The following is a 26,216-nucleotide window of genomic DNA, read 5'->3' on the forward strand; positions in this document are numbered from 1 at the left end:
GTTGTAGTAAGCAGTCAAAACACGCTCACGGAATTCTTCTGAATAGAATTTCCTTTCTCGTCTAATCATAACTTGTACACTTTTTATAGTTATTACTGTGTAAAGCTATTTTAGGACAAGTCACAGGGCTGTTTTGCGGCTTGCACCGATATTCTTTTAAGTTGCTGTAAATGAGTTTGTTTTGAGTTTTAATGTTTGTCTCGGGGGAAAGGTGGGATGAACGGGGTATTCCGATAGGGCTTGATTGCTTTGTGTTTGCCCTGCAAGGGCTTGGCAGGCGGGGGGCTGGAATGTCGGGCTTAGGGTAGTCTTGGGGCTTTTATTCAATCCTTTGCCCTTTGCGGTCGATGTAATACCAATCTTCGCTTTCCCAATAGTGATATTCCCCATCCGAACCGGGAACTTCTTCCAGTTCTCCCGTGTCGGTTACTTTCGCCTTCCCGTTCTCGAAAGGAAAGCCAAAAGCGAAGCGTGGTTCTACGAGGGTATTGCCATGCTCGTCCGCATATCCGATACGCCCTTTTTCATCGACGATGCGGTAAACGCCTTCCTGCACGGGGTCGTTGCCGTTGTCATACCGGTACGGGACATAGAGGCTTGCGGGATGGCTGTTGCCGGAGGATATGGCCGTGCAGCGGTCATGATAAAGGGTGAACAGCCATATTTCAAGCAGGATGGCAAGGACTGCAAGCACCGTGCAGACAAGGAAACGGAGGCGATAGCGTTGCCGCACCGATACATGGAACGCCCCGTAAAAGTCGTGCATCATGCGGTAACGCTCCTCGGTATAGATGCGCATATTCCTCCAAAGCAGTACGGGGAACGGCAGTATCAGCGGGAAAAGCGTAAGGCGGTTGTCTGTCTCGTAAAGAAAGCGGACAGCCGGAGTGTCCAAGAACTGTAAAGCGATGGCGACAGGAAACAGGAGGCAGGCGAACTGAACCACGCTGATGACCGCAAAACTACGGTCCGGGAAGCCGTGCCGACAACTGCGCCACGTCCAATAAAAGAGGTGGTCGAAGAATCCGGGGAGCTTCAACCGGCTGGTTCTTTTATGTGGGGAGGCTTTCTTCATACGTTTGCGGCTATGCAGGTGCAAATAAAACGTATTTCTTCCAAACGGAAAAGAATTTTGCGGCGAAACTTTTTGAATGATTGGACTTTTCGCTATTTTTGCTTTGAGGTATAACGGTTCGTCCGTAAGGTATGAATTTGGCTTTTTCTGTTATTGCTATGGAATGGTTCGATAAGATAAGTGAGTTTATGGAGGGTCTGCCTGAGTGGTTGCAGGCGCATCCGAGGTACGGCTACCTGATCGTGGCGGGAATCCTGCTGCTGTGGCTCGTGGGGATTGTCTGCGGATGGCGGTGGACGTACTCCCGTCCGGGAAGTCGGGAAGGGAATTTCTGGCTGGGTACGCTGGGTGAAAGGAGTTACCGTTTCTGGCTGGGTCTGATCGTTGCCGCCGCAGCGGGATGCGCCCTGTTGCTGTTCTTCGTAACGGGATAAGCAAGCGGAAAGCTGTATTACCGTCCTGCGAAGCTGAAAGCGATGCAGGCGAAGTACGAGACAGTGGGCGAATACCGGAAACTGCTCGGTCAATGCCTGTTCTGGCTGTATGTTATCGGCAGTTTTGCATCGTTCTTCATCATAGCCGAACAAAAGAACCATTCCAAGGAGCAACCGCTGATCGAAAGGTTGCAGGAGATACGGGACGGTAAATATCCCGTTGAAAAGACGCACTTACCAACCGGCGAATGACCTTCTTCCGGCTCCCCCTGCTTACTGTCATGCCGTTCTGCGGGTGGAACCGGTACAGCCTTTCTGTTTTTCACGATTGAATATCCGAACCTATGGAGCAAAATCCGAATCTGTAATTCAAGGAAATATCGTGACCGATACGGGGTGTCGGCAGGACATCTATTGCAAACAATTTGTAATTTCGTGTAAGATTTGTATTATTTAATATCGTGTTGAAACAAAATGAAACAGAATCTTACACTAATTCTAATGAATGAAGCCGTCCGGGAGGGATGGCGGGAGTGGATGGAAAAGGTACGCAAGGTATTGCCGCAAACGGATGCGGAGCGTCCGGTGACATGGATTGCGGCGGAACGGCTCGCACGGGAGAATGGACGGATGGTACGGCTGGTGGAGCTGCTGCGGGAACACCGCCCCGTACTTTCGTACCGGGTGAAGGAGGAAGCCGGGTTGCTGATACTGGTCGCCTATCACCGCCACGGAAGCTCGTCAGACTTCCTGCTGGAAACGGCGGAGGCGTATTTCCGGGAAAGGGACTGCGGAGGATTCCTGTTCCTCTGCCGGATGCAGGCAAGCATCAACGCCTACGACGAATACCCGCACCTGAACGTGCTCTGCAACCGTCTGGCGGGACTGCTGTTCCGCTTCCGCCGTGAACGGGCGTCCGAGTACCGCAAGGGCATACCGCCGATGTTCGGCAAGGCGGACTTGCAGGAGGTGGAAAAGTACCTGCCGTACCTGCGGGGCTGCTCGTTCCGGGAAGAAATCGCACTGGCTCTGCCCAAGGTGAAGAACGTGGAGGAACTGGCACGGGAATGCGCCATGTCGGTCAATACGCTGGGACGGCGTTTCAAGGAGGAGCTGAACACCACTCCGCACCGCTGGCTGACGGAACAGCGGAAGGCGCACGTGACCTCCCTGCTGGCGGACACGGACATGCCCCTTCAAGAGATCGCCGACGTGTGCGGCTTCGCCACTCCGAGCTACCTGTGGGACTTCTGCAAGAAGCACCTGAAGGCTACTCCTGCCGAAATCCGTGAAATCGCCCGGTGCGCCCGTACAGTTTAGCCTCCCTTTATCCAGCCCTGCCGTGAAAAACCGACCGTCCGGAGCCGATTGGCGGACAATCCGAATCCGGCGGTGAAGATTCAGAACGTCCGTTTCCCAGCCGTCCGCTAACTTTGCGCCCTTATAAACAACATGAAACAAGATTTATATGGAAGAATATTTTAACGGGCTGCTGAAGGAGGTGGATCAGCGCATGGCGACCACAGCCTCCGGCATGGACGGCAAGGAGGTGATAGGCGTCTGCCGTGAGATGGTCTCGTACCTGAAAGGCAAGAACCGGGAACTGAAGGAGTACGCCCTCGCCCATCCGTTCGCCGGGGACGCGAAGGAGATCCTCTACTTCAAGTATTACAAGCCCGCCCTGACGGGCAGGCTGCTGTACTATTACCGGGTGTACCAGATAGAGAGCGGCTGCCCCGCCTGCCTGCGTGTCGCCGAACCGTACTACCGCAAGGCGATGGAGCGTGCCGAGCGGATGATGGAACGCTATCTGCCCTTTTACCAGTATTACCACAGCGGGGCGACGTACCGGGACAGCTACTATTTCCTGCGGGCGAAGGGCGAGCTAAGCCCCGAGAGCGGCAGCTTCGTGCTGGACGAGGAGGCGGAGTTCTCCACGGGCTACGACATACTGGCGGCACGGCTGATCTCGGTGGAGATGCTGCTGGTACACCTGAGCCGCCGGATGGAGCGTGCGGCGCAGGGGACGGAGACGGAAGCCGTGCCGGAGAAGGAACACCGCTGGACGAACACGAAGGTTGCCGCCATACTGCTCGTCTATGGCATACACGTGACGGGAAGCGTGGACGAGGGCAACGCCGAGATCGGCGAGCTGGCTGCGCTGTTCGAGAAGCATTTCCACGTGGATCTGGGCAACGTGTACCACGCTTTCGGCAGGATGCGGGGGCAACAGAACCCGACGGCGTTCTTGGACGAGATGAAGGAGAGGCTGTTGAAGAAGATGCGGGACATGGATAGCCGGTAGCAAGTTGGCAACGGGGCGGCAGAGACGGCAGGACACGGGAAGGGAGCGTCCGAAGGGCTGGAAAGAGCCTTCCGGACGCTCTTTTTTACCCCGTCTCGGTCCTTTTTACCGCCCGGAACGGCAGGAAGGGCGAAAATGCGCCCCGAAAAAAAAACTTTGCCAAGGTGCTGATATAGTGGCAGGAAAAACCGGCGAATCGGGCGACATTTGCGGCAGAAACCTAAAAATGAGTACGACAATGGAAATAATGACCATCGAGAGCAACGCCTACCGCCTGCTCGTGGAGAAGATCGAGAAGATAACCGCCTACGTGGAGGAATCCCGGAACCGGGAGGAAACGGAGCGCAAACGGAAAGAGGAAGCGGAAAGCCCTGCGACCAAGGGACGGAAAGCCGACCCGAAGTGGATGACGCACAAGGAGGTGTGCGAGGCGCTGGACATCAGCCACCGCACCCTGCAACGCTACCGGCAGAAGCATATCATTCCCTATTCGATGATCGGGCGGCAGATACGCTATCCCCGGCAGGCTGTCGAGAGCCTGCGTGAGCGGTGGATGGTGGAGACGCCCGCCGCCAAGATCGACCGGATGATAGCGGAACATCCCCTGCATAACCGAAAAAACGGCAGCTATGGTAAGAAAGGAAGAAGTGCTGGCAAGAACCAGTAACGGGCTGGACGTGTTCCGCCACTACCTGCCCGTGAAGTGGCGGGTGGGCAGAAACTTCCTGAACCCGCTGTACGCCGACAGCAAGGCTTCGTGCAACGTGTATTACGACCGCCGGAGCGGTACGTACCGGATGAAGGACTTCGGCAACGGGGACTATTCGGGCGACTGTTTCTTCCTCGTGGCGAAGCTGAAAGGGCTGGACTGCCGGAACGCCGCCGACTTCGTGGAGGTGCTGCACACCATCGACCGGGAGCTGTGCCTCGGACTGGACGGGGACAGCCCGACCGACGGGACGGTGGGAACCGGGGGCTGCCGGAGATTGCGGCCCGTAACGGGCGCAAGGGGCGGCGGTGCCGGGGAAGCCGGAACGGACACGGAAGAGGCGGCAGCGTCCGCCGACCGTCCCGAGCCGAAGCCCTACCGGGCGGCGGAGAAGCCCTTCACCGAGGGGGAGCTTGCCTACTGGGGCGCATCGGGCATCACCGTGGAGGTGCTGCGCCGCTACGGGACGGTATCGCTCGCCGAGTACCGGGGCGAGACGAGGGAGGGCAAGGCGTTCGGCTTCAGTTCCACCCCGGCGGAACCGATGTTCGGGTACAGGGGGAAATGGGGCGTGAAGGTCTATCGCCCGATGTCGGAGGTGCGCTTCGTCTATGGCGGGCACACGGGCGACAACTACTGCTTCGGGCTGGAGCAACTGCCCTCGAAGGGCGACCTGCTCTTCCTCACGGGCGGCGAGAAGGACGTGCTGACGCTGGCGGCGCACGGCTTCCACGCCATCTGCTTCAACTCGGAGACCTCGGTCATCCCGGCGAAGACCGTGCGCAAGCTGGTCTATCGCTTCAAGCACATCGTGCTGCTGTACGACACGGACAAGACGGGGCTGGAATGCTCGGAGAAGCACCGTGCGCAACTGGCGGAGTACGGGGTGAAACGGCTGGTGCTGCCGCTGCCGGGGACGAAGGCGGAGAAGGACGTGACGGACTACTTCAAAGCCGGGCACACGAGGGAGGAGCTGATGGGGCTGTTCCTGAAACTGCTCGACACGCTGTACGGGGACACGCTGGCGATGCTGAAATCGTGCGAGATCGACTATGACCACCCGCCCGAACAGGCGGTCGCCATCGTTACCGCCGGGGACGTGCCGTTAGGCTCGGAAGAGAACATCCTCTGCATCACGGGCGGCGAAGGGACAGGCAAGAGCAACTACACCGCCGCACTGGTCGCCGGGGCGATCATGGAACGGGAGACGGACGCCGATCTCTTGGGGGTGCGGGTGGAACCGAACCGCAAGGGGCGTGCGGTGCTGCTCTACGACACGGAACAGAGCGAGCAACAGCTCCACAAGAACACGGGGCGGCTGCTGCGCCGTGCCGGGCGTGAGCGGATGCCGGAGTACCTGCACGTGTACTGCCTGACGGGGATGTCGAGAAGCGAGCGGCTGACCGCCATCGTGCAGAGCATGGACCGGTACCACTACCTGCACGGGGGCATCCATCTGGTCGTCATCGACGGGGTGGCGGACCTGATCCGCTGCGCCAACGACGAGGCGGAAAGCGTGGCGCTGATTGACGAGATCTACCGGCTGGCGGGAATCTACCGCACGTGCATCGCCGCCGTGGTGCATTTCGTGCCGAACGGACTGAAACTGCGGGGACACCTCGGCAGCGAGCTGCAACGCAAGTCCGCCACCATCCTCTCCATCGAGAAGGACGAGAACCCGGAGGTGTCGGTGGTGAAGGCGTTGAAGGTCAGGGACGGCAGCCCGCTGGATATTCCGCTGATGCAGTTCAGGTGGGACAAGCAAGCCGGGATGCCCGTCTATGTGGGCGAGAAGCCGAGGGCGGAGAAAGAGAAGCGCAAGGAGAAGGAGCTGGCGGAGATGGCACGGGAGGCGTTCGCCCGGCAGGAGAAGTACGGCTACATCGAACTGTGCGAGCTGATACAGGAGATGCTGGAAGTGAAGGAACGGACGGCGAAAGGCTATATCCGCTATATGCGGGAAAAGGAAATCATCGAAAAGGAGGGCGACTGCTATGTACACGGACAGGGAAGAGTTTGAGGGCTGGATGGAGCGCATCATGGAACGCTTCGACCGGACGGAGAAATTGCTGGAAAGGGTGCTGAAGAAGAACAACACGCTCGACGGCGAGGAGGTGTTGGACAACCAAGACCTGTGCCTGCTGCTGAAGGTGGGCATCCGCACGCTGCAACGCTACCGTGCCATCGGGGTGCTGCCGTACTTCACCATCAGCGGCAAGGTGTTCTACCGCACGAAGGACGTGCACGAGTTCATCCGCACCCGTTTCGCCGACGTGGAGGAACGGGCTGCGAAACGCAAGGAGAAGGAAGCCCGGAAAGAGGAAAGGCGCAGGAAAAGGGGGCTGTTCCCGTGAGAATGACATTTTTCTGACGGTGCTTTTAGTGGATGAAGCCCTGCCGGATCGTGAGATTAGGCGGGGCTATTGTTTTGTTATTCGGGAAGTTTCCGTATCTTTGTTCGCACGAAGACAGAAGGCGGTGCTTTCGGGCACGGTCGCTGTCGTGACATAGAAGATTCATGCCCGGCTTGGAAGCAGGCGGGGATTGATATACATATTGTACGTTCGCTGAACGTCTTGAAGTAAAAAACTGGTAATTTTTGATAAGCAAGACGAATGGCGCAATGTTCATGCTGTATGCTTATACGGCGTGGGCTTGCCTATTCTGCTTATCGGGTAATACCAGTACCTTTACTTCGGAATAGTGTGAGTTCACGCTGTTCTTTTGGGTGCGAGGCGGACATAATCCTTAAAAACACATTGATATGAAACAGATTACCTTGCACGTGTACCAATCCATTGACGGTTGTCCGGTCAGATCGGACAAGTATTTCGATGCGGCGGTGGACGCCTCCGGCTGCGTGCTGATCGACGAGGAAACCTACCTGCGCATTTACCTGAACCATCTGGGCTGGCCGCTCACGGCAAAAGAGACTTTGGTCGTGACGGACGGCTGTATTGACCTGACGGAGAAGGAACGGGTGCGGTTTGTTACAGGGGATGCGGCAGCGGAACTGCGGGGAATAAAAGCGGACGGCGAAGGGACGGTAACGGCTTACGGAGCGGAAACCGGGGCTTTGCTCTTGGATAACGGGCTGGCGGACGAAATCGTGGTGATAACCGTGCCGGTGCTGGTCGGCGGCGGCGAGAAGGCACTGGAGTGCGGGCTGAACGACGGCAGGACGTGGATCGTGCGGTCGAGCAAGGTATTGGAGGACGGGAAAATCCGGACGGTGTACGGAAGGGTATGCCCATGAAATGCAAAAAGCCACTGAAAAGTGGCTTGGGTCATTCAGGAAAGGATGACGGGTTATAAAAAAACGACCCGCCGATTTGAGCATTATCAAGAGGCTTGGCAGGTTCTACTGGTGCAAAGATAACGGAAATAGTTGGAATGACAAAGATATGTTGAATTTAGGTCTTGCTGATGCCTAAATTTGAAGTATAAACAAAAGGTGCATCATTGATGCACCTTTTGTTCTAATATATTAATTCCTTTATAATGTTAAAGTACATTTGTTGGAAGAATATTAGTTCTGTCTAATTTCTTTCTAAAGAATGTTTTTTGAATAGACGATAATACGCTATGTTCAATCACATCCTTATGCAAAGTAAAGAATTTATCAGAAGCACTAATACACTCTTGTGTAGCTTTACATTTTCTCAAAGAATTATTCAATAGACTAACTCCCATGAGCTTAGTTTTGAAAAATCTATTTTTTAATCCGTTACGGTATAGAAAATCAAAATAAACTTCAGCATCGGCAACATTATATTTTGCCAATTCTGATTGGAGAGCAGTCCAATAGTAATCCGTCATTTCCAATGACAGAACTACTACTAAAAAACTTCGTTCTCCTAAAGAGATTATTTGATAATCTTTTGTCTTCATTTCTTTACCAATTAGTACATAAGTCATTTATAATAACAAGTCCATCCTTTATTATGTTCACCGCTTCATCATAATATAAGGTTCTGCTTGTTTCTAAGTTCCTGCGATCAATATGGAAAGTTGTATGCCGATTCTTGTTATAAAAGTCATACGCCTTTTCCAATGCTCTTTTTAACGAGGGATTACCATTGTAAGTTCCCACATTCTCCAAAAAATGGTAGTTTCCATCTTTACCTCTCTCAAAATATGTACCATAATCTTTAAAATCCGGTGCGTCTTCCAAGAGTCTTTTGCTAATCAAGCCATCCAAAGCCTTCATTATACCGAATGTATAACACCCGTAATCATCAACCACAACACCGGAGTTAGCAAGAGCAATAGATGTTTTCAGAAAATCTTCAAGAATACTTCCTTCAATGTTTTCAGTTTTCGTGAAATGCTTATTCAAATCTTTTTCTATCACACATCCTACTAAAGGTTGAATAGCCAAGAAGTCTTCCATTACTTCGGTTGGAACAGAAGATATTGTCTCCATTATTTCTGTAATAAGCTCAATATAAAAAGCTGTTACAGCTCCCTGTAAAAATAAAGTCCCATTATTATAAAAAATAATAGATACCTTGGCATCATATTTCCCCTTTAAATGATATTGGTTCCTGATAGCAGGATTGTTATCTGTATTGACCGTAGTTATTTCGATTTCATCACTTTCCGATAATACATCTATAAAAGCATCAAAATCTTCTTCACTTATTCCTTTTGCCGTAAAGCTTTTCTTATCAGGGCAAGGAATTGAAGTATTTTGAAGGATAACGTTCCAACATTCTTCACATATTCCTTTTAAATGTGCTTTTCCTTGCGTACTATAAGAAACTTGCCCGCCATTAATAAAACAGTTTAAGATACCAGTTTCCTTATTATGAGTTATTGCTATTTTTTTTAATTTACCTTCTTGGCAATCTGTTATTTTGATTGAATATGAAGGTTTTGTCGCTATAAAATCAATAGCAACCTGATCTATGTTTTCAACAGATAATGAGTGCTTTTTAGCCATTGTCGTCCTATTTTCGGGTACAAAAATACAATATTTTTCGAATATATGTCCACAAATTCAAGCATTTAACCCTTTTTGAGCTGTAAAAAGGCTGTTTAAAGGGAAATGGAACGCTTCATATTATGAACAGAATAGGTTCGAAATCCTTTCGAGTATTTGCCAGTCGGTTATGGGAAAGACAAATCCGCCTTCTTATATAATCGGCTGGCAAAGATAGTGAATATTGCCGGGATTACGGGTACAAGACCTTGAAATCCCGTGGGCTGCCGCTGTCTGTCAAGCCGTCCTGCCGGAGCCGCCGGAGGGTCTCGGCTGCCGATCCGCTGCCGAAGTTGCGGACACAGTACAGGCGGGAGAAGCGGAAGCGGCGGAGGTGGACGAGCAGGTGCTCCACGGTGAAGACGCCCAGCTCCCGGCACGCCCGGACGATGCGCTGCGACAAGCCGAAGGTGTCGAGCGGGGTGTCGAGCAGGCGGCGGAGCCTGCCCGGTCTGCCGGGCTTGCCCCGCTGTTGCGCCACGTCCTCGTAGATGGTGGCGACCCGGTTGCGGCTGAACAGGGCGGCAAGGGATGTGCCGTCGATCATCAGGATGCCGTCGAAACGGGCGTAGGCGATGTGGTTGCCGTTCATCCAGAGGGTGATGCGCAGCTCGTCCGTGCCGCAGAGCCGGGCGGCTTCCGCCACGGTGATCCAACCGATGCCGTTCATCGCCTGCGCTCCTTTCCTTTGGGCTTGTCCGTGCGAGGCGGGAACCCGTACACGATGCGGAAGTCCTTGTCGAAGGTGAGGTACGCATCGAAGGGCTTGCCGTCCCTGCTCCTGAAGCCTTTGATAAGGGATGTTTTGCCTTTGGTTACAAGGTCGGCAATCTGGCTGTCGGTGAGCTGCTTCTCCCCCTTGCCACGGAAGACGGTAAGCCCACAATCGACGTTGCTGCACTTGGCGACCTTCGGGTAAAGGAGGATGCGACCGGAACGGCACTTGGGACACGGGATATGTCCGCCGTCCGCCACCGATACCTGCACTTGCAGGAGTTCTTCGGTAATCTGGGCGGCATAGATCTCGATGCCCTTGCGGAAGGTGTCGGGATTCATCTCCCCGCTCTCGATCTTGGCGAGGGCGGTCTCCCACTGCCCGGTCATCTCGACATCGGCGATGCGCTTGTCCTTCACTATCTGGTACACGGCAAGCCCCTTGTCGGTCGGCACGAGGCTCTTCTTCTCCCGGCGCACGTAGTCACGGGCAAAGAGGGTCTCGATGATGGAGGCACGGGTGGCGGGCGTGCCGATGCCGTTCCCTTTCAGGCTGTCCCGCAGCTCGTCGTCCCGCAACTCCCTGCCGCAATGCTCCATCGTCGAAAGCAGGCTGCTCTCGGTGTGCAGGGGACGGGGCTTGGTCTGTTTCTCCACGCACTCCGCCGATTGCAGGGGGAAAGCCTCGCCGGGCTGCAAGGACGGCAAAGCGGCTGTTCCCTCGTCGTCCTCGTCCCGCTCGTTCCGCACGGCACGCCATCCGGCGGACCTGACGACCGTCCCCTTGGCGGTGAACACGCTGTTCCCCGCCGTGAAAGAGACGGTGGTAACGTCCTTGAGGCAACAGGCGGAGAAGGCTTCGAGCAGGCGGGCGGCTACCATGTCGTACACCGTGCGCTCGTCGGCGGACAGCTCGTCGGGCAGACATTCGGTGATGATGAGCGCATGGTGGTCGGTAACTTTCCCCGCATCCACGCTGCGGCGGTTGAGCGAAGCCCCTTTCAGGGCGGCGGCATGGGCGGCGAAAGCCGGGTACCGCTCCAGCAAGGCGATGCGGTCGGGTATCTCGTCGAACACATCCTCCGAGAGGTAGCGGGAGCCGGTACGGGGATAGCTCAACACCTTCTTCTCGTAAAGCGACTGGGCGACGGAGAGGGTCTTGTCCGCCGAGAAGCCGTACCTGCCGTTCGCCTCTTTCTGCAAGGCGGTCAGGTCGTAGAGCAAGGGAGGTTCTTGGCTCACCTCCCTGCGCTGCACGTCGGCAACCTGCACCGTCCCCGTTGCGGTTACAGCGGCGAGGGCGGCGTTTGCCGCCGGAAGGGTTTCGTAACGCAATTCAGAGATGGCGGCGAAGGGCGTGCCGTCCTTTTCCGCCGTGATCTTCAGCCGGAAATAGGTCTGCGGGGTGAAATCCCTGTTCTCCAGATAACGGGAGCAGATCATCATCAAGGTGGGCGTCTGTACCCGTCCGAGGGAGTAGATGCCCTGCCCGGCGGCGATGCTGAGAGCTTGGGTGGCGTTCAGCCCAATCTCCCAGTCGGCGATGGCACGGGCTTCGGCGGCACGGTAGAGGTTGTCGTAGTCGCTTCCGGGCTTGAGGTTATCCAGCCCCTCCCGGATGGCACGGTCGGTCAGCGAGGAGATCCAGAGGCGCAGGCAGGGTTTGCGGCAGCCAAGGTAATTGTAGATGTACCGATGAATGGCTTCGCCTTCACGCCCGGCGTCGGTCGCCACGACGATACGGTCGGAACGGTCGAAAACCTCCTTGATGACCTTCAACTGTTTGAGCACGCCGGGGTCGGGCTTGTACTCCTTGCCCTCCCGTATCTGGCGGGGAATGTACTTGAACTCCTGCGGCAGAATGGGCAGGTTCTCACGCCGGAAGCCCGTGTAGCCGTATGCTTCGGGCATGGCGAGCTGGACGAGATGGCCGAACGCCCAGGTAACGAGGTAGCCGTTACCTGAGAGGTAGCCATCGTGCCGCTCCCGGACATTCAACACGTTTGCTATATCCTTCGCTACGGAAGGCTTTTCAGCGATGACTGCTGTAATCATATTTCTTTAATTTTTAACGGTTTGACAAAAGTTATCCCGTCGCTCGGACGGGATAACCGGGTAATTCATTTACAGAATGGCGGGGGAAATCATCGGCGGACACCCCGGCTGCGCTTGGGCTTGTCGGGCTGTTCCTGCTTCTGTGCCTGTTTCCGGTCCTCTTTCTGCTCCTGCCTGCGCTCCTGCTGCTGTTTCTGCTCCCCGGTGGGTCGCTGCTGTGCGGATTGCAGGGCTTCTTTCAGGTTGCGGGTCGCCTCGACGGTCTTGCCCTCGGAATTGACCGCCACCTGCACCTCGTTCTCCACGGCGGGCTTGACACGCCCCTCTTCGAGCGCCGCCTTGTAGTCCTTGGGGAACATGAAGGCGGGCTTCTCGCCGGGCTTCCATGTGATGTAGCCTTGGTAGGCTTTTCCTTTCTTGTCCACCAAGCCGGAAACCTTGACCGTTCCCCCGGCTTCGAGTTCGAGGCGGGACTTCTCGGTAAGCTCCTGCTTGCGGAAGGTCTTCGGCACCTCCTGATTGGCGGTCTGTTTCAGGTTCGCCTTGTACGCATCCATCGCCAGCCTGCCCCGGTCGCCGAAGAGAAATTCGAGCTGCATCTTGGCTGCGCTGAACTGCACGGGTGCTGGGTAGAGCTTGGGCTGCTCCCCCTCCTTGGCTCTGGAAAGGAACTGGCAGACCACCGCCTCGCCCTGTTTGAGCCGGGCTATCTCGTCCGGGGTGAAGGTATGCCCGTTCTTCTCCGCCGGGATATTGACCTTGGAGAGCGGGAAGGCGACCAGCTCGTTGGTCTTGAGGTTGCGGCTGACAAGGGCTTCGACCTGCTCGCCCGCCCGGTTGGTGACAGTCGCCGGATGTCCCATGTTGCCCGTCTGCCTGAGCACCTGCTTGTCGGAGTCGGTGATGTCGTAGCCGAAGAACTGCTTCTGCATCTTCTCCGGGTCGAGGATGCCGTGGCTGCACACGGTCAGCCTGCCGTCCGTGCCGGGCTTGAGCGAGAGCTGGCTGTCGTTGCTGTGCGAGATGCCGTCGAAGTGGAAATGCACCCGGACGGTCTTGTCGGTCTGGAAGCCTCGGAGCATCTGGTCGAGCATCCCGTTGCCCTCGATCTGCTCCCGCTGCACGCCGAGTGCGGCGAGGCTGTTCCAGTCGATGTCCTCCGGGCGGTACTTGTACTGCGGGTTCTGTTCGGTCTGCCCGGCGGACTGCTGCGGCGCAACCTCGGGCTGTTGCTGTTGCCCGGCTTGGGTCTGCTGCTGTGCCTGCACGGGCGGCTGCACCTCGTACTGCGCAACGAGCGGCTCGCCCGTCTTGACGGACTGGCTCTCCCGCTGCCGGAAATCGGCGGCTACCCGCTGCACCTCCTCTTCCGGCACACGGAAGAAGTGGAAGCGGGTCGGGTCTTTCAACTGGTTCCAGAGGTTGGAAAAGAAATTCGAAAACATATCGCCGTGGCGATCCACCCGCAGGAGGTCGTTGTTGTCCTCCAAGGGATTCTTGGTCTGTAACTCGCCGTCCTTTACTCCGCTGACGGCTTGGAGCGTGCCTTTCTCGTCCATGACGAGCAGGATGTCCATCAACTGCTGGCTGCTGTCCGGTCGTTCGTCCATAATCTAATGTTTTTAAATGATGAATACTATTGGTTCTCAAACGAAACCGGGCGTAAATATAGAGGGAGAAACACGGGGAACGTGCAAGTCCGGGGCGGGCTGTCCGCACTTGTCGTCCGGTTCGCAGGTTTGTCGCAGCCCTTTCCTGTGAAAAATACCAAAAAATCATGCCCCGCACGCATTTTTCTCCTCCGGAAAACGGCGATAATTCGTTGTTTTCACTATATTTGTAAAATATGGGTAATGAGGGACACGGTCTGTCATTGCCACCCATGCGATGCGTATGAAAGTCTATCAGAGCAAACCGAGAATAACGCTTTCACCTGCCATCCGTGACGGGCAGAAATACGTGGAAGTGGAGTTCGACGAGGACGATGCCATCCGGCTGTCGCTGTCGAAAGAGAAGGGTGTGCGGTTCGAGGGCGACAGAGCCTACCTGCCGGAAGAAGGCTTCGACCTATCCGGCTTTTTCGACCGCCATGTGGAAACGGCGTATATCAATTACTCCGCCCTGAAAAACACCCTGCCCAAGAAGAGCGGGAAAACCAGCCCCGCCATCCCGCCCGGCTATGCCGAGACGCTGCGGCAACTGCGGTACAGCGAGCATACCGTCCGTGCGTACACCGCCTATTTCAAGGAGTTCCAGCAATACTTTGCGGGAAGAAACCTCCGTTACATCCGACCGGAAGAAATCAACGCCTACATCGTGCACCTGATTGACACACGGGGGATTTCGTCGTGCCAACAGAACTTGCGCATCAACTCGATCAAGTTTTATTTCGAGAAGGTGCTGGGACAGGAACGGAAATGCTACGAGGTAAAGCGAGCCAAACGGGAACGGACGCTGCCCGACGTGCTGAGCAAGGAGGAAATAAAATCCATCCTTGACGCAACCGGTCCGGACATCCGGCTGTTCTGCATGTTCTCGTTGCTCTACTCCGCCGGGTTGAGAATCAGCGAGCTGCTGGACTTGAAGCCCCACGACATCAACGTGAGCCGTTCGCTGATACGGGTACGGCAGGGCAAAGGGAGGAAAGACCGCTACACGCTGCTGTCGAAGCCCCTTGTCAGGAAGCTGACCGAGTACACCAAGCTGTACAAGCCGCAGGAATGGCTGTTCGAGCGGTACAAGGGTGAGCCGTTTACGGAGAGCATCGTGTCGAAGAAGCTGAAAGAGGCGGCGAAGGAAGCCGGAATCACCAAGCGGGTGTACCCCCACCTGTTGCGGCACTCGTTCGCCACGCATCTTATCGAGCAAGGCACGGACTTGAAAATCGTGAAAGAGCTGTTGGGGCACAACCAACTGAAAACGACGGAAATGTACGTGCATATAGCCGACACTTTCAAGAGCAGCATCCGCACTCCATTGGATGATATTCTTGAAATTGATAATGAGATAGTTAAATAAGAAAATAACAGCGAAAACCGCTGATAATTACATGTTAGCATCAAATAAAAAAGAATGAAAACAATAAAAGAATTGCTTGATGAAGTCATTGATTTAGAAGGTAAGGTTCAAATAAGCCAAGCTATCGACTTTCATAAGGGAGTGCCTACCCTTGAAAAAGGAGTTTATAGAAATGTCTCTCCTATGTTGAAAATCAGGTATGGGGCATTTGGTAAATGGATTAATGCGACACATGGAGATTGGCTTGATACAAAAGAAATGGAAAGTCTATGGAATGAAGATGAAAAGGATGAACGGTTGATAGGAATTGTTCGCGACATAAAAGCTTCAAAGGATTATTGGGAAGACCATGCTACTGGACTATTTGCGCCAAACAGAATTTCCATTTTTGCAGCAAGCGATAATGGCTATGAAATGATTTGCCTAATATGGTTTGACGGTACAGAAGAACCGGAATTATGGGTATATGATTGCAACGGTGAAAGTCGATATAAAGATTTAGCTGCTTATTTGCAAGCATATATTGATGATGATGTATCAGCTTCTGAAGTAAAGTGGAAATTAGCTGATATGTGATTCTTTTATTAGAAGTGATGCTAACATACACCTTAATCGCCCAAAATGGCGATTAGCTGCCGAACATTAGCAACTTTACAAACTAAAAAGAATATGAGTGACCAAATAATTTTTGATGTTGACGGACTTATAGAAGCTCAAATCCGTCAGAGAGATAAAGACTATGCGAAAGTCTGTTGTCAGAACTTATTAAACTACGCATACGGAAAGGGACTTTTGTGTGATAATCCATGTGATAATGAAGGAAACCTAATCATGCCTTCAATTATTAAGGAAAGTTCTTTAACAGAAATTGGTAAACATATTTTTGTTGAATTGCTATTTAAGTGGTTTGCATACACAGATAATGAAAGTGGAAAAATTGACAGAAAAAATAACATCAAAATGTTAGAGAAGTATTACAATCAACTTTTACAAAAGATTGATAGAAAATAGGTTGCTAACAAACAGATGAAACATTGAAGGCGGTTTATCTGCCGGACATTATCTGCCCATAAAAAGAATGAATATGAAGATAGAATTAGAAAATTGTCAAAAAAGTCTTACTCTCAAAGATTTTGAAGAAGTTGAGAGCAAGTTGGGTCATGTTTTGCCGGAAAGACTGAAAGAGTTCTATTTGCAATATAATGGAGGAGAACCTAAACAGCAAACCATCTCCATAAACAAATATTACGAAGTGGAAATTAGAATTTTCCAACCGTTCAAATATAATAAGAGTTTTAAAAATGCTCTTTTTCATACTGTTGAAGGAGAAACCTTGGAGCATCGTAGTTCTAATTCGATTTCTGACAATATTCTGCTATTTGCCAGTGGACATAACAATTTGAGAAATATTGGTGTAATTGCAATCAATATAAAAAACAGAGCTGTATATTTTTATAAAATTATTGGTTTTGTAAAAAATAGCGATGCATTTATTTTTGATGAACCTCAATTGATAGCGGATTCAATAGATGATTTTTTCAATAATCTCGTTGCTTTCCCAAAAATCGAAGAGGAACAACAAACGGAGATTATAGAAATAGAAGGTGTAATGCCTGAACTTTCGGACTGTTCGGCTTCGCTAACAAAAGAAGATATAAAGAATTTTGAGGTTGAGTTGAATGTAAAGATTCCGGCAGGCATGAAGAACTTTTACCTCAAGTTCAACGGTGGTATGCCATCACCATATTGTTATCAACCGCAGGACGAGGATTTGGATCGGGTGGAGATAAATGCGTTCTTTCCGATAAAGGAACGCACCAATGCTTTTGAAACAATTGAAGTCATAGCCAAAGATATATGGAGTAGGAATTTAATGCCATGCAATCTGTTGCCTTTTGCTATGGATTCGGGTGGAAACTATTATGCGTTGAACTTGAAGAATAAAAAGATTTACTATTACGTGACTGACGAGTGGGACGAAAACGCTTCAAGAGAATACAACTTTGAAACAAATACTCGTTACATCGCCCAGTCATTCAATTACTTTATAAATCATTTCATCGAAGAAGAGGAATAAAGCGGGCAGATAACAAGCGGATCAATCTCCTTTAATGATGATTATCCACCGAACATTACCGACGAGAAAACAAAAACAATGAAACAAATATTAACTGATTATATTGAAATATGCTTGAAATTCCGAAAGGAATACATTAGCAAACCAGAACGAAAGCAGCGGCACATTCTTTTAACGGAATGGGCTAAGGCTCAATATGCAGATGGCAATCCAACTATTCCTGAATTATATGAGTTTTGGGACAAATACAAAGATGTAAGCTATAATAAAATTTTTATTGAAAAGGCAATAGTCCCAACAGTTAATGAGGACTTTCAAAACGGAGGCATAGAAGGATTGAAGTTCCTATTCTATTGTCTGCATGGCAGGGATGGGATTGAATATATATCAACTACAAGTCCTGTATCTATATTTTCTAATGAGCATAATTATAAATACAGTTCAATTCAGTTAGCTGATATGGTTCTTAAAAAAGATCCTGATAATGAAGATGCGCTAAAAGCACAGTATTTCATCGGGAAAGAGCATTTATGGTACTCAATACATGAAATTCCTTTTGGCGTTTTGAATGGAGTGAATGGAGCAAACATCTCGGATATACCGAATATGTTAAGCTCCGTTGACAGGTTCCAAGCTATTTCAAACAAACTGAAAATTGACAATGACGAAACTCTTATAGAAGATTGCCGAAGATTTTATGTCGCATATAGAGAATATCTACAACAAGAGGCTCGGTATGTCGATTTTGAAGATTACCTGAATCAGAATAATATTTCGTATGAGCGATATTGTAGTACATACAATTACGAGTAAGATAATAAAAAGATAATCAGTAACAAAATGCGTCGGTAACAAGCGGATGAATCTCCCGAAGGGTCGATTATCCACCAGACATTAGCAACTTTACAAACTAAAAAGAATATGAGTGACCAAATAATTTTTGATGTTGACGGACTTATAGAAGCTCAAATCCGTCAGAGAGATAAAGACTATGCGAAAGTCTGTTGTCAGAACTTATTAAACTACGCATACGGAAAGGGACTTTTGTGTGATAATCCATGTGATAATGAAGGAAACCTAATCATGCCTTCAATTATTAAGGAAAGTTCTTTAACAGAAATTGGTAAACATATTTTTGTTGAATTGCTATTTAAGTGGTTTGCATACACAGATAATGAAAGTGGAAAAATTGACAGAAAAAATAACATCAAAATGTTAGAGAAGTATTACAATCAACTTTTACAAAAGATTGATAGAAAATAGGTTGCTAACAAACAGATGAAACATTGAAGGCGGTTTATCTGCCGGACATTACCGATTAACAATGACAATATGAAATGGTATAAAATATACTTGAATGGAGAAAATCGAATATGGAAGAAATGTATTACATATTCGTGGGAGTTTATATATGAAGATAAAGAAATTAATTTTCAAAGAATTATAGATTCATCTTCATCGGAAAGGTATCAAATAAAAGCTCTTATCAAAGGTAAGGGGCTAATCGCTAAAAGTATATCTGGATTTGGGCAAATAAGAATGCCAGAATTTGCTGAAGTCAGCCATTTGTTTCTTGTCAGAGAAGATATATTGAATATAAACGAATTGTCCTCCATAAAAGGAATTTCTTTAAAAAGGGTTTCAGTACATGGAGATTTCCCACTTGATTATATGGCAATTATTTTTAATGAAGTAATTGATTGTGTTGACAATATTCATTCCAAACGAGAAGAATTTGAATGCATGAGTACACTTGTGTTAGATATGTCTAAAATACCTTCATCTGTAGATGGGTTCTTTTTAAAAGGGTGGAATAAATACGGTTTTTATAAAAACATTGTCAATGAAAATATGAAAATGCAATTACTTCATTTGTATAAGGCAAATGAGTTTTTAAAATTTAAAGAAATAGAAATAAATGGCACATCGGTAACAAATGGATAAATCTCCGTAAGAGAGATTATCCGCCGAACATTACCAATAATATAAAATTAAAAATGAGAAATAAATTAATTGATGAATTGGAGAAAATGATAGAATTACTACATCAAACAGGTTGGCATAAACAAGCGGTTTGGTATGAGAATAAGTTGAAACTAATAAAAGAAGGCGAAGAAGATTGCGAATCATTTTATCAAAATCTCCATGAAATTGATGCCTCACTTTCAGGCATTGGTTCGTTCTCTGATCTACCAATGAAACAAAAATTTGTCTCACTACAATGGAATTTGTCAGAAAGGATTCATCAATTAATTTTAGAAAACATTGGTAACAATCACCTAAACTGCTAAACGCAGTTAGCTGCATCCCATTATCGTCAAGTAAATAGAAGGAAATGAATAAGATTAAAGAAAAATGGTCTGATCCAATATTTCTGGAGCAAATTAGCCCTGTTTTAGAGCAATTTACCCAAAGCAACATCGAAATGTCAAACTTAGATCTATCGGGTATAGAACTTAGTTGCAAATCATCAGTTATTCAGTTGCGTAAAGCATACTTGAAACAATCAAAATTTGAAACAATCAACATGTCTTATTCATTTCTTTCTTGTTCTGTTGTTGAAAGTTCTTTGTACAATGTTGATTTTTTCAGAACGAAATTTGACGGTTGTTTAATGGATAAATCAATTTTCAAAGAATGTAATTTTCGAAAATCTAAGTTGGTAATTAATGCTAATGATGCCATTTTTGAGAATTGTTGCTTTATTGATGCTAAATTTGGTATTACAACATATGGATATGAATATGGTGGCAGGCGGACAAAATTTTATAATTGTGATTTCACCGGTGCTGAATTTAAAAATGTAGAGTTTAGAGCCTCAAAATTCTATAATTGCAATTTTACAAGAACAAGATTTATCAGTTGTGATTTGCGAGGAATTAAATTTGAAGGAAATAAACCTAAAATAGAGCAGTATGAGAAAATGAAAATTCCGGAAATGATTCCTGAATATAATATTTCAAGCCGACGATAACAAGCGGCTCAACCTCCCCTGAAAAGGTCGGTTAGCCACCAAACATTATCAACAATTAAACAGAAACGCAATGACAAAAGAAGAAGCATATATTTTATTAAGTTTTCATTCTTGTAGAAACAATGATATAGAAAATGAGAAATGGGAAAATGGCTTTCTTGGCTTACTTCGTCCATTTCGAGGAAAACTATATGAGTGTAATTTTATGGAGATAATGGAATGTCTTAAAGTTCTTGCGGATGATTTTATGAAGCCGACAATCAATCAAACCCTAATAAGTGATGTGTATAGCATTATACATTTAGGCAGGAGATGGATTGTCGGGGCTAATTTTGTCTCACAAGAACAGCAAAAGCAAATTATTGAATGGATTGATATAATACAAGATTGTTTCTACTACCTGTTAGAAGGAGATGTTGATACTGCGTTTCTTGAATATGAAGAATATAAAATTGATAACAAGGAAAGCTAACTCCTAAACGGCGTTCCTTTCCAACCCATTAGCAACCTAAATAACAAAAATATATGATGAACGAAAGGTTAAAAGCTGAATTTGAAGCATATAAAAACGACTTTGAACTTATAAGGCAACAAATTGAAAAAGAGGTCGTAAGAAATGAATATTATAAAAGTGAGTTTTATGAACTTACCCCATTCTCTTATCAGCGTAATGGTTTCAAACAAGGGAAGCCTGTAAAACGTCATGATACAATAAAAAGTAGCAAAAATCTTTGTATATATGGATTTAATGATCAAGCAAAAATAATTGAAGTAAAGGCTGGTTGTTCGATTGAAAATCAATTCTATCACACCTTCCTATTTTATACTGACAATCTTGTGAAAAGTATTCTCTATGATAATGGCAAACATCTGATGAATGTATGTCATTACTTTTTCAAGGATGGAAAGCTGAATCGGTTGCTACTTTGTGGTAATTATGGTAGCCGTGAAGAGAGTTACATCTATGATGGAAATGTCTTGACACATATTGAAATCAAACAGTATAATGAAGAGGGGGAAAACGCTGGAGGCTTGGTTCACATATTCCAATATCAGGACGATGGGGCTTTAGACTCCATCACCAAATCATTTCCAAATGGATATTCTGAAATAATCTATAAAACAAAAAGAGGTTGCTAACAAACAGATGAAACATTTAAGGTGGTTTATCTGCCGGACATTATCTGCCAGAATAAAATAACAATAAAAAAGAAAAAACAATGATTAGGTATATTGAGAAAGGCGACATATTCCGCATTGAGGGTGTAAGTAGTTATGCGCACGGATGTAATTGCGCCGGTGCAATGGGTAAAGGCATTGCCGTGCAGTTCAAAGACAAATATCCAGATATGTATCTTGAATATAAGCTATTGTGTAAAGAAAACAAGTTTTGCCCCGGAGATGTATTTGATTATGATTATGGCAACGGGCATATATATAATCTTGGCACTCAAGCAACGTGGCGAACACGAGCTAAAATAGAGTATATCGAAAAGGCACTGATACAGATGCTTGAGTTAGCCAGTGGTGATAATGTAACGGCAATAGCCTTACCTGCAATCGGTGCTGGATTAGGAGGATTAAAATGGGATGATGTAAAAGCTGTTTTGAACAAAGTTTCAAACGATTATCCTAACGTTGATTTGTATGTAGTTGAAACTTATCAAAGTGAATAGTGGCAGATAACAAGCGGATCAATCTCCCCAGAAAGGTCGATTATCCGCCGGACATTATCGTTGTTTACATTAGAATCAAAGAAATGAGAACAATAGAAGATATGAAACTTGAATTATTGAGTGATGACTCAAACAGGTTTATACAAGCTCTAATAGATTATGACATAAATAGTAAAGATAAATATGGGAGTAATCTACTTCATTACTATATAATGAATTACAAGAGTATCGTACATCCCGCAGGTGTAATTATACCCGAATTTGTAAAAAAAGGGTTGGATATAAATGAAAAAAGGAAAGACGGACGCACTGCATTATATCTTTCTGTTCAATATCAGTTGAAAGGTATTTTTGAATTACTCCTGAATCATAATGCAGATATAGATATGCAAAATGCAAATGGTAATACTCCTTTATGGGAAGCTGTTATGCAATACAAGGGAGATGGCTTTTTTATCGAACACCTTTTGAAAAATGGAGCTAATCCCGATATAGAGAACAACAATGGAGTATCTCCTAAATCATTGGCAAGAACTATCGCAAATTATGATGTAAGAAGATTCTTTAACAATGATAACAAACAGCAAACCGACTGAACAAGCGGCACGCTGCCGGACATTATCATCAAAAGATAAATAATGAAAGATATGAATAACATACCGGGTTATGAAAAGATGTATGGTATTGAATTTCTATATATTCAAGGTGAGCCATCCTCAAATTTCAAAAAAGTAACTTCAAATTTCGACAAAGTAACAAGATTTGTTCAGCCTTCATTACCTAAAGGTGGAGGAGTTTCAGAAGAAGGTTGTTGTATTACAACACCTGATGGCAATAAGTTTTATGCAGTAGAATACCACTCTGATATATTAGGTTGGAGAAAACAAATAACGCAAGGAGCAAGTATGTTGAATTTATTGACGGGAAAAATCAACAATGACAATATTGAATTGTCTAATGGACGAAGTTACACTTTATCGGACTGTATAGTTGAATTTTATTAAATTGATGATAACAAACAGATAAAACATTTAAGGCTGTTTATCTGCCAACCCATTACCAACTAAAGAAAATTAATAAATATGGTCAAGTACAAACTAACAGTAGATGAACCGTGGGGTTTCAATCATAATGGTAGTAATATTCTTCATGGTATAGTAATAAAGCAACTTTCTCCTACATTTCTTCTTTTCAAATCTGATAGTTTTTTAGATTTTAATGGACAAAAAAGTTGTATTCTAATTTTGAAACCCAGATATGAAAAAGAATATTTTGATTTAGAAACGAATGTTGATGTTATTGTCGGTGGTGCTTTGTGTTTAGAAAATAAATACGAAGAAAAAAATGAAGAATATTTAATATCACATAGCCAATATATGCTTATTGGGAGAATTGAAAAAATAAATGTTGGTAACAATCAACTTAACAGCTAAATGCAGTTAGCTGAAATACATTACTAACTTGCAAAAAATATGGTAAATCGAATAGAAATTGAAAGACTACTTCAAAGTAAAGAATTGAAAGAACTATGGCAAACAATTCAACAAGAGTTGCCACAACTTTATTTCTGTAAAGAAAATGACTCTTGGGAGGAAGCACGAATTGATAACCTTGAAGATTACATCTCCGAATGTAATACTTTGCTCTGTAAGTGTAACTTTCAAGAATTATCAATAAAAGATTTATATACTTATCTTTTATCGGATAGTTTTAGGGCTTTTTGCAAATACGTGCTTTTAGAGTGGGAAAACGAAGAAATTGTTATAGATGAGTCGGAGCGAGATTATATATTAAATGAACTTGAAATCTCGGAAGACGAATATAAGCAGCGTTGTAAAACGCATGATTATCTTGATGTTGCAAATTGTTTAATAGATTATTATTTACTGAATAAGCATCCGGATATTTTACTTGAATATTATAAAATGCAAGGATATAAAGAATCGGAACAGATGTTCAAAGATAAAATAAATCTCTATTCGATGTGTAAACGTTAGTAACAAACAGCAAACCGACTGAATAAGCGGAACGCTGCCAAACATTATCGTTTAATATGGTAAGTAGAAAAGAAACAGTAAAAAGTTGTTGTGTGAATATACTTGATGATGTAAAAAGAATATTAGCGCAACCTTTTGAATGTAGGAAGACTTCTCTTCCTGATGGTGCATTACATAATGTACAAAAAGAATTGGAAAATATGATTAATGCGATTGATAAAGATATTTACTCGTTTACACCAAGTTATGGCAAATATCTAATAGATTGTTGGCTTGGAGATGAATTAGTAGATAAACTTCTTGATGTTTCTTTTCAATATGAAAAACTAATTAAGTTGAAATAAACGATAACATACGGATTAATCTTCCAAAGGTCGATTATCCAACAAACATTACTGACTGAAGAAATAAAAAGGAAATATGGAAAAAGAATTAAGAAAAATCCTTTTAGAAATAATAGAGTTATTAGAATTTGTGGGTGAAACTGGTTGGATAATCACTCTCAAAAGATTGTATGCAGCCAATGTTTCTTCCCCAAAGGATTGGCTAAGAGAAATTAAAGGTCTATTTGGTGGAATGGGATCATTTACAGATTTGGTTTTAATGAGAAATGGTATCATTTGCATTGATGAAAACAATAGATTAGACCAGCTACGTGATAGATTATACAATAGAATGGTACAATTTTTTGTTGAACTTAATAATTCAGAGAAAAGTCAGTAACATACGGATAAATCGACCTTTTCAAGGTCGATTATCCGCCAGACATTACCTATAAGAATGAATACGAAAGAACTTATTAGAAAATTGGAGCAAATGACAGAGCTATCGGAAAGTAGGAATGAGTTTTATAAGAAACTAATACATTCCTTCCAGAATGATGCTGATCCACAAATCTATGATAAGATATATTCTAATCTTTGCGGATTATTAGCGCATGGAGATTTGAATAATAAAGAATATGACTTACTGAAAGAAGTTTTATATGAATTAGAAAGGATATAAGAATTAAAAGAATGTATCAGTAACATGCACCTCAATCGCCCATAAAGGTCAATTAGCTGCCAGACATTATCAATAAAGATGTCTAAAAATGTAGTTTGTTTTTAACGGAATAAATAATATGGGAGTTTTTTTATCAATAACATATGATTTAAGGTGGGCTGGAAGTTTTGAAGCCAATGTGAAACAAGACAAAGTTGTAAACTATATAGCTACCAACTTGGGGGATATGATTGGGCAAGAGGAAATATCTAATCAGGTGCAAAGAATAGATAAACACCATATATCATTAGCTATTGTTTTAAGATTATTTCGCAGAGAAGATATTAAAAAAAAATAGCTTAAAATCGTATGCTCGATATATTCAAAAAAAAGATATACTTAACATAGATCAAATGTTGGCTTTGGATGAGTATATAGAGTTGTCAGAAAATGAAATGAGATGCCAACTTTGCGATGCTGTTTTTAATCGTTTGGAAGAGATATTGATAAAATATAAGGAACGATTTCAAAATCTCGATTCCATAGTTTTAGTTCCGTTGTTAAGAGAACGAATATTACGAATTAAAAATCAGGAATTTACAGATAATTATTTTAAATCTAAATCGTTTACCGATGCAAAACGTGTCGAAGAAATAAAAAAGTTAATTGATTGCACAAAGTAAAACCATTGATAACAAGCGGATGAGCCTCCTCTGAAAAGGTCGGTTATCCGCCAAGCATTACCAATTGAAAATAACGAAAATAAAATAAGCTATGTATAAGATAAAGACATCAGAACTACTTTCTGAAAAAGGTATCGCTGAAGAATTGACAAGTATTGAAGTTGTCAAAAACATATCTGATGATTTGTTTGAAACTAAACATCATTATCTTATGGCAGCTTACTCACTCGAATATAAAATTGAGTTCTCTTTTGATAAAGTAAATAATATATGTCAATATATTATGGTTGAAAGAAACGACATTAATAGAGAAAAGCAAAATATCAATATTGAATTTATTGACGATATATTCATTCTTGGACAACATATAGATGGTGTAAAAGATAAATTCAAGAATAATATTTCCAAGAATGGTTCTATAAGAATTGGTAATATAGAACTATTTTTCGAGAAACACAAAGTTGATAGCTTATATTATTTCCCAAAACAAAACATTGGTAACAATCAACTTAACAGCTAAATTTTGTTAGC

Annotated in this window: 35 protein-coding genes and 1 pseudogene; 30 read left to right on the plus strand and 6 right to left on the minus strand. The window is 45.9% G+C overall.

What is annotated here, in order from left to right:
• Positions 1-319: 319 nt before the first annotated feature.
• Positions 320-1,099 carry a WG repeat-containing protein gene (locus NBH14_RS23155; protein ID WP_250817774.1) on the minus strand — a complete coding sequence of 260 codons (780 nt, stop codon included), beginning with the start codon at positions 1,097-1,099 and terminating at the stop codon, positions 320-322.
• 107 nt (positions 1,100-1,206) lie between these two features.
• Here NBH14_RS23155 and NBH14_RS23160 point away from each other — a divergent pair, with 107 nt between their 5' ends.
• From NBH14_RS23160 to NBH14_RS23195, 8 genes and pseudogenes are all read left to right on the plus strand, one after another.
• Positions 1,207-1,509, plus strand: a complete 303-nt coding sequence (locus NBH14_RS23160) for an immunity 17 family protein (protein ID WP_250817775.1) — start codon at positions 1,207-1,209, stop codon at positions 1,507-1,509.
• A gap of 9 nt (positions 1,510-1,518) precedes the next feature.
• Positions 1,519-1,761 (plus strand): annotated as a pseudogene (locus NBH14_RS23165) (hypothetical protein); the annotation flags it as partial.
• A 222-nt stretch (positions 1,762-1,983) separates the two neighbouring features.
• Entirely contained in the window at positions 1,984-2,829 is an 846-nt protein-coding gene (locus tag NBH14_RS23170) for a helix-turn-helix domain-containing protein (protein ID WP_250817777.1), read from the plus strand.
• Positions 2,830-2,977: 148 nt separating this feature from the next.
• Positions 2,978-3,814 carry an RteC domain-containing protein gene (locus tag NBH14_RS23175; RefSeq protein WP_250817778.1) on the plus strand — a complete coding sequence of 279 codons (837 nt, stop codon included), beginning with the start codon at positions 2,978-2,980 and terminating at the stop codon, positions 3,812-3,814.
• A gap of 238 nt (positions 3,815-4,052) precedes the next feature.
• Positions 4,053-4,481: a helix-turn-helix domain-containing protein gene (locus NBH14_RS23180; protein WP_004327326.1), complete on the plus strand. Its 429-nt coding sequence runs from the start codon at positions 4,053-4,055 to the stop codon at positions 4,479-4,481.
• Entirely contained in the window at positions 4,444-6,543 is a 2,100-nt protein-coding gene (locus NBH14_RS23185; RefSeq protein ID WP_250817779.1) for an AAA family ATPase, read from the plus strand. The genes NBH14_RS23180 and NBH14_RS23185 overlap by 38 nt, the downstream gene beginning before the upstream one ends.
• A complete protein-coding gene (locus tag NBH14_RS23190; protein WP_004327328.1) occupies positions 6,518-6,877 on the plus strand; it encodes a helix-turn-helix domain-containing protein in 360 nt (119 codons plus the stop codon). The genes NBH14_RS23185 and NBH14_RS23190 overlap by 26 nt, the downstream gene beginning before the upstream one ends.
• A gap of 410 nt (positions 6,878-7,287) precedes the next feature.
• Positions 7,288-7,779, plus strand: a complete 492-nt coding sequence (locus tag NBH14_RS23195) for a dihydrofolate reductase family protein (protein WP_117912760.1) — start codon at positions 7,288-7,290, stop codon at positions 7,777-7,779.
• Positions 7,780-8,027: 248 nt separating this feature from the next.
• Here NBH14_RS23195 and NBH14_RS23200 read toward each other — a convergent pair whose 3' ends face one another.
• The 5 genes from NBH14_RS23200 to NBH14_RS23220 all read right to left on the minus strand — a co-directional run bounded on the left by NBH14_RS23200 (position 8,028) and on the right by NBH14_RS23220 (position 13,886).
• Positions 8,028-8,414 carry a type II toxin-antitoxin system RnlB family antitoxin gene (locus tag NBH14_RS23200; protein WP_004327330.1) on the minus strand — a complete coding sequence of 129 codons (387 nt, stop codon included), beginning with the start codon at positions 8,412-8,414 and terminating at the stop codon, positions 8,028-8,030.
• A 4-nt stretch (positions 8,415-8,418) separates the two neighbouring features.
• Positions 8,419-9,468, minus strand: a complete 1,050-nt coding sequence (locus tag NBH14_RS23205; protein ID WP_004327332.1) for a type II toxin-antitoxin system RnlA family toxin — start codon at positions 9,466-9,468, stop codon at positions 8,419-8,421.
• A gap of 232 nt (positions 9,469-9,700) precedes the next feature.
• A complete protein-coding gene (locus NBH14_RS23210; protein WP_250817780.1) occupies positions 9,701-10,177 on the minus strand; it encodes a DNA-binding protein in 477 nt (158 codons plus the stop codon).
• The gene (locus NBH14_RS23215) at positions 10,174-12,276 is read right to left on the minus strand and encodes a type IA DNA topoisomerase (RefSeq protein ID WP_250817781.1); all 2,103 of its coding nucleotides are present in this window, start codon (positions 12,274-12,276) and stop codon (positions 10,174-10,176) included. Before NBH14_RS23215 ends, NBH14_RS23210 begins: the two co-directional genes overlap by 4 nt.
• 89 nt (positions 12,277-12,365) lie before the next feature.
• Positions 12,366-13,886: a DUF4099 domain-containing protein gene (locus NBH14_RS23220; RefSeq protein ID WP_250817782.1), complete on the minus strand. Its 1,521-nt coding sequence runs from the start codon at positions 13,884-13,886 to the stop codon at positions 12,366-12,368.
• Between the two features lie 277 nt (positions 13,887-14,163).
• Between NBH14_RS23220 and NBH14_RS23225 the strand changes: the two genes are divergently transcribed.
• From NBH14_RS23225 to NBH14_RS23330, 22 genes are all read left to right on the plus strand, one after another.
• Positions 14,164-15,294, plus strand: a complete 1,131-nt coding sequence (locus NBH14_RS23225; RefSeq protein WP_250817783.1) for a tyrosine-type recombinase/integrase — start codon at positions 14,164-14,166, stop codon at positions 15,292-15,294.
• 54 nt (positions 15,295-15,348) lie between these two features.
• Positions 15,349-15,870 (plus strand): hypothetical protein, encoded by a 522-nt coding sequence (locus tag NBH14_RS23230; protein WP_117685424.1) that lies wholly within the window; start codon positions 15,349-15,351, stop codon positions 15,868-15,870.
• Positions 15,871-15,963: 93 nt separating this feature from the next.
• Positions 15,964-16,305, plus strand: a complete 342-nt coding sequence (locus NBH14_RS23235) for a hypothetical protein (RefSeq protein ID WP_004295473.1) — start codon at positions 15,964-15,966, stop codon at positions 16,303-16,305.
• Positions 16,306-16,372: 67 nt separating this feature from the next.
• Positions 16,373-17,371: an SMI1/KNR4 family protein gene (locus NBH14_RS23240; protein WP_250817784.1), complete on the plus strand. Its 999-nt coding sequence runs from the start codon at positions 16,373-16,375 to the stop codon at positions 17,369-17,371.
• 78 nt (positions 17,372-17,449) lie between these two features.
• Positions 17,450-18,184 (plus strand): hypothetical protein, encoded by a 735-nt coding sequence (locus tag NBH14_RS23245; RefSeq protein WP_250817785.1) that lies wholly within the window; start codon positions 17,450-17,452, stop codon positions 18,182-18,184.
• 108 nt (positions 18,185-18,292) lie between these two features.
• Complete coding sequence (locus NBH14_RS23250; protein WP_004295473.1) at positions 18,293-18,634, plus strand: hypothetical protein; 342 nt, start codon at positions 18,293-18,295, stop codon at positions 18,632-18,634.
• 69 nt (positions 18,635-18,703) lie between these two features.
• Positions 18,704-19,315, plus strand: a complete 612-nt coding sequence (locus tag NBH14_RS23255) for a hypothetical protein (RefSeq protein ID WP_041926317.1) — start codon at positions 18,704-18,706, stop codon at positions 19,313-19,315.
• A gap of 53 nt (positions 19,316-19,368) precedes the next feature.
• A complete protein-coding gene (locus tag NBH14_RS23260; protein WP_008620111.1) occupies positions 19,369-19,662 on the plus strand; it encodes a hypothetical protein in 294 nt (97 codons plus the stop codon).
• Positions 19,663-19,706: 44 nt separating this feature from the next.
• On the plus strand, positions 19,707-20,345 hold the full coding sequence (locus NBH14_RS23265) for a pentapeptide repeat-containing protein (RefSeq protein ID WP_199487941.1): 639 nt from the start codon (positions 19,707-19,709) through the stop codon (positions 20,343-20,345).
• A gap of 70 nt (positions 20,346-20,415) precedes the next feature.
• Positions 20,416-20,817, plus strand: a complete 402-nt coding sequence (locus tag NBH14_RS23270; protein WP_009126119.1) for a hypothetical protein — start codon at positions 20,416-20,418, stop codon at positions 20,815-20,817.
• 53 nt (positions 20,818-20,870) lie between these two features.
• On the plus strand, positions 20,871-21,485 hold the full coding sequence (locus tag NBH14_RS23275) for a hypothetical protein (RefSeq protein ID WP_118033024.1): 615 nt from the start codon (positions 20,871-20,873) through the stop codon (positions 21,483-21,485).
• Between the two features lie 80 nt (positions 21,486-21,565).
• Positions 21,566-22,021, plus strand: coding sequence for a macro domain-containing protein (locus tag NBH14_RS23280; protein WP_029427323.1), 456 nt, complete (start codon positions 21,566-21,568; stop codon positions 22,019-22,021).
• Between the two features lie 83 nt (positions 22,022-22,104).
• Positions 22,105-22,617, plus strand: coding sequence for an ankyrin repeat domain-containing protein (locus tag NBH14_RS23285; protein WP_007558978.1), 513 nt, complete (start codon positions 22,105-22,107; stop codon positions 22,615-22,617).
• A 51-nt stretch (positions 22,618-22,668) separates the two neighbouring features.
• Complete coding sequence (locus tag NBH14_RS23290; RefSeq protein WP_133303576.1) at positions 22,669-23,025, plus strand: hypothetical protein; 357 nt, start codon at positions 22,669-22,671, stop codon at positions 23,023-23,025.
• 78 nt (positions 23,026-23,103) lie between these two features.
• Entirely contained in the window at positions 23,104-23,454 is a 351-nt protein-coding gene (locus NBH14_RS23295; RefSeq protein ID WP_048317449.1) for a hypothetical protein, read from the plus strand.
• 39 nt (positions 23,455-23,493) lie between these two features.
• Positions 23,494-24,018 carry a hypothetical protein gene (locus NBH14_RS23300; RefSeq protein ID WP_118032937.1) on the plus strand — a complete coding sequence of 175 codons (525 nt, stop codon included), beginning with the start codon at positions 23,494-23,496 and terminating at the stop codon, positions 24,016-24,018.
• Positions 24,019-24,074: 56 nt separating this feature from the next.
• Positions 24,075-24,362, plus strand: coding sequence for a hypothetical protein (locus NBH14_RS23305; protein WP_233527273.1), 288 nt, complete (start codon positions 24,075-24,077; stop codon positions 24,360-24,362).
• A 76-nt stretch (positions 24,363-24,438) separates the two neighbouring features.
• Positions 24,439-24,741 (plus strand): DUF6966 domain-containing protein, encoded by a 303-nt coding sequence (locus NBH14_RS23310; RefSeq protein WP_118032936.1) that lies wholly within the window; start codon positions 24,439-24,441, stop codon positions 24,739-24,741.
• A 57-nt stretch (positions 24,742-24,798) separates the two neighbouring features.
• The gene (locus NBH14_RS23315) at positions 24,799-25,023 is read left to right on the plus strand and encodes a hypothetical protein (protein ID WP_029427360.1); all 225 of its coding nucleotides are present in this window, start codon (positions 24,799-24,801) and stop codon (positions 25,021-25,023) included.
• A 118-nt stretch (positions 25,024-25,141) separates the two neighbouring features.
• The gene (locus tag NBH14_RS23320) at positions 25,142-25,360 is read left to right on the plus strand and encodes a hypothetical protein (protein WP_250817786.1); all 219 of its coding nucleotides are present in this window, start codon (positions 25,142-25,144) and stop codon (positions 25,358-25,360) included.
• A gap of 46 nt (positions 25,361-25,406) precedes the next feature.
• A complete protein-coding gene (locus NBH14_RS23325) occupies positions 25,407-25,685 on the plus strand; it encodes an Imm44 family immunity protein (RefSeq protein WP_512699433.1) in 279 nt (92 codons plus the stop codon).
• A gap of 91 nt (positions 25,686-25,776) precedes the next feature.
• Positions 25,777-26,205: a hypothetical protein gene (locus NBH14_RS23330; protein ID WP_250817787.1), complete on the plus strand. Its 429-nt coding sequence runs from the start codon at positions 25,777-25,779 to the stop codon at positions 26,203-26,205.
• Positions 26,206-26,216: the final 11 nt, after the last annotated feature.

This window comes from Parabacteroides caecihominis, assembly GCF_023656785.1.
Classification (GTDB): Bacteria; Bacteroidota; Bacteroidia; order Bacteroidales; family Tannerellaceae; genus Parabacteroides; species Parabacteroides segnis.

What these genes read in the sequence shown, in the direction of transcription:
- NBH14_RS23160 (WP_250817775.1), top strand. Translation starts at nt 1,207, where the DNA reads ATGAATTTGGCTTTTTCTGTTATTGCTATGGAATGGTTCGATAAGATA.
- NBH14_RS23170 (WP_250817777.1), top strand. Translation starts at nt 1,984, where the DNA reads ATGAAACAGAATCTTACACTAATTCTAATGAATGAAGCCGTCCGGGAG.
- NBH14_RS23175 (WP_250817778.1), top strand. Translation starts at nt 2,978, where the DNA reads ATGGAAGAATATTTTAACGGGCTGCTGAAGGAGGTGGATCAGCGCATG.
- NBH14_RS23180 (WP_004327326.1), top strand. Translation starts at nt 4,053, where the DNA reads ATGGAAATAATGACCATCGAGAGCAACGCCTACCGCCTGCTCGTGGAG.
- NBH14_RS23185 (WP_250817779.1), top strand. Translation starts at nt 4,444, where the DNA reads ATGGTAAGAAAGGAAGAAGTGCTGGCAAGAACCAGTAACGGGCTGGAC.
- NBH14_RS23190 (WP_004327328.1), top strand. Translation starts at nt 6,518, where the DNA reads ATGTACACGGACAGGGAAGAGTTTGAGGGCTGGATGGAGCGCATCATG.
- NBH14_RS23195 (WP_117912760.1), top strand. Translation starts at nt 7,288, where the DNA reads ATGAAACAGATTACCTTGCACGTGTACCAATCCATTGACGGTTGTCCG.
- NBH14_RS23200 (WP_004327330.1), bottom strand. Translation starts at nt 8,414, where the DNA reads ATGAAGACAAAAGATTATCAAATAATCTCTTTAGGAGAACGAAGTTTT.
- NBH14_RS23205 (WP_004327332.1), bottom strand. Translation starts at nt 9,468, where the DNA reads ATGGCTAAAAAGCACTCATTATCTGTTGAAAACATAGATCAGGTTGCT.
- NBH14_RS23210 (WP_250817780.1), bottom strand. Translation starts at nt 10,177, where the DNA reads ATGAACGGCATCGGTTGGATCACCGTGGCGGAAGCCGCCCGGCTCTGC.
- NBH14_RS23215 (WP_250817781.1), bottom strand. Translation starts at nt 12,276, where the DNA reads ATGATTACAGCAGTCATCGCTGAAAAGCCTTCCGTAGCGAAGGATATA.
- NBH14_RS23220 (WP_250817782.1), bottom strand. Translation starts at nt 13,886, where the DNA reads ATGGACGAACGACCGGACAGCAGCCAGCAGTTGATGGACATCCTGCTC.
- NBH14_RS23225 (WP_250817783.1), top strand. Translation starts at nt 14,164, where the DNA reads ATGCGTATGAAAGTCTATCAGAGCAAACCGAGAATAACGCTTTCACCT.
- NBH14_RS23230 (WP_117685424.1), top strand. Translation starts at nt 15,349, where the DNA reads ATGAAAACAATAAAAGAATTGCTTGATGAAGTCATTGATTTAGAAGGT.
- NBH14_RS23235 (WP_004295473.1), top strand. Translation starts at nt 15,964, where the DNA reads ATGAGTGACCAAATAATTTTTGATGTTGACGGACTTATAGAAGCTCAA.
- NBH14_RS23240 (WP_250817784.1), top strand. Translation starts at nt 16,373, where the DNA reads ATGAATATGAAGATAGAATTAGAAAATTGTCAAAAAAGTCTTACTCTC.
- NBH14_RS23245 (WP_250817785.1), top strand. Translation starts at nt 17,450, where the DNA reads ATGAAACAAATATTAACTGATTATATTGAAATATGCTTGAAATTCCGA.
- NBH14_RS23250 (WP_004295473.1), top strand. Translation starts at nt 18,293, where the DNA reads ATGAGTGACCAAATAATTTTTGATGTTGACGGACTTATAGAAGCTCAA.
- NBH14_RS23255 (WP_041926317.1), top strand. Translation starts at nt 18,704, where the DNA reads ATGAAATGGTATAAAATATACTTGAATGGAGAAAATCGAATATGGAAG.
- NBH14_RS23260 (WP_008620111.1), top strand. Translation starts at nt 19,369, where the DNA reads ATGAGAAATAAATTAATTGATGAATTGGAGAAAATGATAGAATTACTA.
- NBH14_RS23265 (WP_199487941.1), top strand. Translation starts at nt 19,707, where the DNA reads ATGAATAAGATTAAAGAAAAATGGTCTGATCCAATATTTCTGGAGCAA.
- NBH14_RS23270 (WP_009126119.1), top strand. Translation starts at nt 20,416, where the DNA reads ATGACAAAAGAAGAAGCATATATTTTATTAAGTTTTCATTCTTGTAGA.
- NBH14_RS23275 (WP_118033024.1), top strand. Translation starts at nt 20,871, where the DNA reads ATGATGAACGAAAGGTTAAAAGCTGAATTTGAAGCATATAAAAACGAC.
- NBH14_RS23280 (WP_029427323.1), top strand. Translation starts at nt 21,566, where the DNA reads ATGATTAGGTATATTGAGAAAGGCGACATATTCCGCATTGAGGGTGTA.
- NBH14_RS23285 (WP_007558978.1), top strand. Translation starts at nt 22,105, where the DNA reads ATGAGAACAATAGAAGATATGAAACTTGAATTATTGAGTGATGACTCA.
- NBH14_RS23290 (WP_133303576.1), top strand. Translation starts at nt 22,669, where the DNA reads ATGAATAACATACCGGGTTATGAAAAGATGTATGGTATTGAATTTCTA.
- NBH14_RS23295 (WP_048317449.1), top strand. Translation starts at nt 23,104, where the DNA reads ATGGTCAAGTACAAACTAACAGTAGATGAACCGTGGGGTTTCAATCAT.
- NBH14_RS23300 (WP_118032937.1), top strand. Translation starts at nt 23,494, where the DNA reads ATGGTAAATCGAATAGAAATTGAAAGACTACTTCAAAGTAAAGAATTG.
- NBH14_RS23305 (WP_233527273.1), top strand. Translation starts at nt 24,075, where the DNA reads ATGGTAAGTAGAAAAGAAACAGTAAAAAGTTGTTGTGTGAATATACTT.
- NBH14_RS23310 (WP_118032936.1), top strand. Translation starts at nt 24,439, where the DNA reads ATGGAAAAAGAATTAAGAAAAATCCTTTTAGAAATAATAGAGTTATTA.
- NBH14_RS23315 (WP_029427360.1), top strand. Translation starts at nt 24,799, where the DNA reads ATGAATACGAAAGAACTTATTAGAAAATTGGAGCAAATGACAGAGCTA.
- NBH14_RS23320 (WP_250817786.1), top strand. Translation starts at nt 25,142, where the DNA reads ATGGGAGTTTTTTTATCAATAACATATGATTTAAGGTGGGCTGGAAGT.
- NBH14_RS23330 (WP_250817787.1), top strand. Translation starts at nt 25,777, where the DNA reads ATGTATAAGATAAAGACATCAGAACTACTTTCTGAAAAAGGTATCGCT.